Origin of the sequence: Micromonospora tarensis (genome assembly GCF_016803395.1) — a bacterium.
In the GTDB taxonomy this organism is placed as follows: domain Bacteria; phylum Actinomycetota; class Actinomycetes; order Mycobacteriales; family Micromonosporaceae; genus Micromonospora; species Micromonospora tarensis.
Genome location: NZ_JAEVHL010000378.1, coordinates 1 through 4,160, shown reverse-complemented (window position 1 = coordinate 4,160; position 4,160 = coordinate 1). Strand labels below are relative to the sequence as shown.

2 protein-coding genes and 1 pseudogene are annotated in these 4,160 nt (G+C 70.8%); 1 reads left to right on the top strand and 2 read right to left on the bottom strand.

Going from position 1 to position 4,160, the window contains the following annotated elements; genetic code table 11:
* Positions 1–213: 213 nt before the first annotated feature.
* Entirely contained in the window at positions 214–858 is a 645-nt protein-coding gene (locus JM949_RS34175; RefSeq protein WP_203152146.1) for a maleylpyruvate isomerase N-terminal domain-containing protein, read from the top strand.
* 222 nt (positions 859–1,080) lie between these two features.
* On the opposite strand, the gene JM949_RS34170 is transcribed toward JM949_RS34175, so the two are convergent.
* Positions 1,081–2,364 (bottom strand): citrate synthase, encoded by a 1,284-nt coding sequence (locus JM949_RS34170; RefSeq protein ID WP_203152145.1) that lies wholly within the window; start codon positions 2,362–2,364, stop codon positions 1,081–1,083.
* A 163-nt stretch (positions 2,365–2,527) separates the two neighbouring features.
* Positions 2,528–4,160, bottom strand: a pseudogene (locus JM949_RS34165) (sulfatase-like hydrolase/transferase); the annotation flags it as partial.

The following is a 4,160-nucleotide window of genomic DNA, read 5'->3' as shown; positions in this document are numbered from 1 at the left end:
TCGCCCTGGCCATGCTCAGCCTCGGCAGCCACCGGCCCCAACTCCCCAAACGATGACCACCAAACAACCCACAAACCCAGCAGAAGACCCATAAATATGACTCTGAGGTATACCGCTCTACGGCACATCGACTTGGTCGGCGAGCCCTGATCGGGCGCGCGTGGTCCGGTTCGCCATCCGGCAGCGCGCGGCGGGTCCTGTCAGAATGTGCCGATGTCTCGCCCTGTCGACGCCCTGGATTCCGCGTTCCCGGTTGCCGCCTCGATCGCTCTGGACCTGATCCGCCGCCCCGAGGTCTCCGAGCAGTGGTCACGCCCGAGCGTGCTGCCGCACCTCTCCGTCGGCGGCCTGGCGTGCCACCTGGGCCGTCAGGCGGTCCGGGTGGCGGAGCTACTGCCGATGCCGACCGACCTGCCAATGCTGGAGTCGGCCGACAACCACTACGAGCGGGCCGTTTGGGTCACCGAGGGGACCCCGGACGAGGCGACGGTCGTCGCCGGCCCGGACGAGGCGGACGCCGCTCGGGGCCCCGCCGACCTGCACGCCCGCTCCGCCTTCGCGCTGGAGGAGGCGGGCAACCTGCTCGCGCGCGGCGCGGCCCGGGACGTCGTGCCGATCCCGTGGCAGGGCTGGTCCCTGCGGCGCGGCGATTTCCTGCTCACCCGCCAGCTGGAGATCGTGGTCCACTCCGACGATCTCGCGGTGAGCATCGGCGTACCCACGCCGGAGTTCCCGGCGGCGGTCTTCGACCCCGTCCGCGACCTGCTGGTACGGCTGGCCGTTCGTCGGCACGGCCAGTCCGCGCTGATCAGCGCGTTGAGCCGCAGCGAGCGGGCCCGGCCCATCTCCGCCTTCTGACCGCCACCCCCAGCCCCGCCCAGCCCCGAATCCCTTGATCGACTCGGTTTCCTTGAAAGCGCGGTATCCGGGCCCCGAGGATGCCCCAACTTCCAGGAAACCGAGTCGATCAACGCAGGACGTACCCGAAGAAGGCGACAGGCCGCCGACCCGGGCGGGTCGACGGCCTGCGGTGGTGCGACGAGCGGTGGTGCGCCGAGCGGGGATGCGACGGGCGGAGGGTCAGCGGTCGGCGAAGGGGACGTAGTCCCGCTCGGCGGCGCCGACGTAGACCTGCCGCGGACGGCCGATCTTGGTCTCCGGGTCGTTGATCATCTCGCGCCACTGGGCGATCCAGCCGGGGAGCCGGCCGAGCGCGAAGAGCACCGTGAACATCTTCGTCGGGAAGCCCATGGCCTTGTAGATCAGGCCGGTGTAGAAGTCCACGTTCGGGTAGAGCCGACGGGAGACGAAGAAGTCGTCGGCGAGCGCGATCTCCTCCAGTTCCATGGCGATGTCCAGCAGCGGGTCCGGCTTGGCCATCCGGCCCAGCACGTCCTGCGCGGCCTTCTTGACGATCGCCGCGCGGGGGTCGTAGTTCTTGTAGACCCGGTGGCCGAAGCCCATCAGCTTGACGCCGTCCTCCTTGTCCTTGACCTTGCGGACGAAGGACCGGACGTCGCCGTCACCGGCGTGGATCTGCTGGAGCATCTCCAGCACCGCCTGGTTGGCGCCGCCGTGCAGCGGGCCGAAGAGCGCGTTCACGCCGGCGGACACCGAGGCGAACAGGTTGGCGTTGCTGGAGCCGACCAGCCGGACAGTCGACGTGGAGCAGTTCTGCTCGTGGTCGGCGTGCAGAACGAAGAGCATGTCCAGCACCTTCGACATCACCGGGTCGACCACGTACGGCTCCGCCGGCACGCCGAACGTCATCCGCAGCAGGTTGTCCACGTACCCCAGCGAGTTGTCCGGGTACAGCAGCGGCTGGCCGATCGACTTCTTGTACGCGTACGAGGCGATGGTGGGGACCTTCGCCATCAGCCGGACAGTGGAGATCTCCACGTGCTCGGAGTCGAACGGGTCCAGGCTGTCCTGGTAGAAGGTGGACAGGGCGCTCACCGCGGACGAGAGCACCGCCATCGGGTGGGCGTCCCGGGGGAAGCCGTCGAAGAAGCGGCGCATCTCCTCGTGCAGCAGCGAGTGCCGCCGAATCCACTCGGTGAACTCGGTCAGCTGCTGCTCGGTCGGCAGCTCACCGTAGATGAGCAGGTAGGAGACCTCCAGGAAGGAGGACTTCTCGGCCAACTGCTCGATCGGGTACCCCCGGTAACGCAGGATGCCCGCGTCGCCGTCGATGTAGGTGATCGCGGATGAGGCAGCGGCGGTGTTGACGAAACCGGGGTCGTACGTGGTCATCCCGGTTTCCTTCAGCAGCTTGCTCACCCCGATACCGGCGGGGCCCTCGACCGCAGGATGCACCGGCATCGACAGCTGCCCACCGGGGTGATCGAGCTTGACTTCCGTCATGTGGTTCCTCGCTTCGCCGGCAGATCTACGTTGAATTGCCTTCGCTTCTACCGTAATTGCGGCGTGCGGGACAACGCCCGCCGTGGTTCTGCGGTGAGGTATGCGTCACCCGATTCCCGACCGCGCCGCCGGGAAACCAACCTCCCACTGGTCGGGAGCGAGGCTAGGACAGGGCGAGGCGGCGCAGCGTGCCGTCCGGCGCGACCTGGAAGACGTCGAGGTGGTTGGTCCCGGCGCGGAACAGTGTGTCGTCGGCGAGCAGGGCGGCGAACCGGCGTCCGCCGGGGTCGGCCGGCACCACCGGGACGACCGCCCCGATCCGGCCGTTGACGGCCACCGCGAGCAGGGTGCCGTCCGGGACGCGGTCCGGTACGTCACCCCAGACCAGCGCCGGCAGGGTGCCGGTGTCCGGGTCGGTGGCGGTGAACGCGGCCAGGTCCGCCACCCGGGCGCTGCTGCCCGCGGCCGGGCCGGCGCGTACCTCGGTGCCGACCAGGGGGTGCGGTGTCGGCAGGGGCGGCGGGGTGGGCACCCCGCCGGGGAAGGTGACGGGTTCGCCGGGGCGGTCGTAGAAGTGCTTCGTGCCGTCGGTGCGCGGGGCCTGCCTCGCGGAGCGGCCGTCGACCCGCCAGGGCAGCCGGATGTTGGCCTCGTCGGCGATGGTCGGCAGCAGGTCGACGTGTTCCCAGTTGCGGTCGTCCACCCGGCCGGTCTGCTGGCGGGGCTCCTTGACGAACGTCGGCACCCAGGCGACCTCACCGGCGGCGGCCTTGATGGCGTCCATCCCCCGGCCCTGCGCGCCCGGCCGGAAGCTCACCCCGTGGTCGGCGGTCACCACGACGAGAGCCTGGTCGTAGAGGCCACTGGCGCGCAGCGTGCGCAGCGTCTCGCCGATCAGCCGGTCGGTGTAGCCCAGCTGGGCGAGGTGCCGCTGCCGGGCCAGGTCGACCCAGCCGGTGCCGTCGTTGGGCAGATCCTCGGGGGCGTCGTAGCGGGCCCCTGAGGGCAGGTACGCCCACGGCGAGTGCGGCATCAGCAGGTGCAGGAAATGCACTGTGGGTCGGGGCGTCGGCTTCAGCCCGGCCAGGAAGCTGGTGAACCGGGCCGGCTGGTTGTCGTCCAGGCTGTCCCAGCGGAACTTCGGGTCGGCCGGCACGGGTTCGGCGGCGTCCAGGCCGGCTTCGGCGCGGGTCTGCTCCCGGTAGGAGTCCTCCGGGTCGAGAGCGCTGTCCGTCGGCGCGGCGACCTGACCGAGCAGCTTGGCCGTCTGCCGGACCAGCGGGCCGAGCCCCTGTTCCGGGGTGACCGGCTGGTCGCAGCGGCTGGGTGGGCAGAGCCGGGTGATGCTCTCCTCGGCCCGGATGTCGTACAGGCCGCCGAAGGCGGTGAAGAGGTTGTCCGGGTACTGCGAGTAGTGCGGCGCGGCGGACCGCTCCGGGTAGCGGCCGGTGAGCATCGCCGGCAGGGCGTTGGGCGTCCACCCGCTGACCCCGGTCGCGTTGCGGTACCAGGTCGACGCGCCGGCCAGTTCCGCGAAGTAGGGGTAGCGGGTCGCGTCGATCCGGCCGTCCGCGCCGAGCAGGCTGACCAGCGGCAGTTCGTCGAGGATCAGCATGACCACCGGTGGGTGCACTCCGGAACCCTGCGCGGTGCCGGCCGCGCCGCCGTCGCCGCGCGGCAGCACCACCGCCGAGGTGGGTGAGGCGAGCAGGAAGAGCGCCACGAAGGCCACCGGGCCGGCGGCGGCCAGTCGCAGCACCCGGCCGCGCCCGCCACCGCCGGTGCGCGGCTGCGCC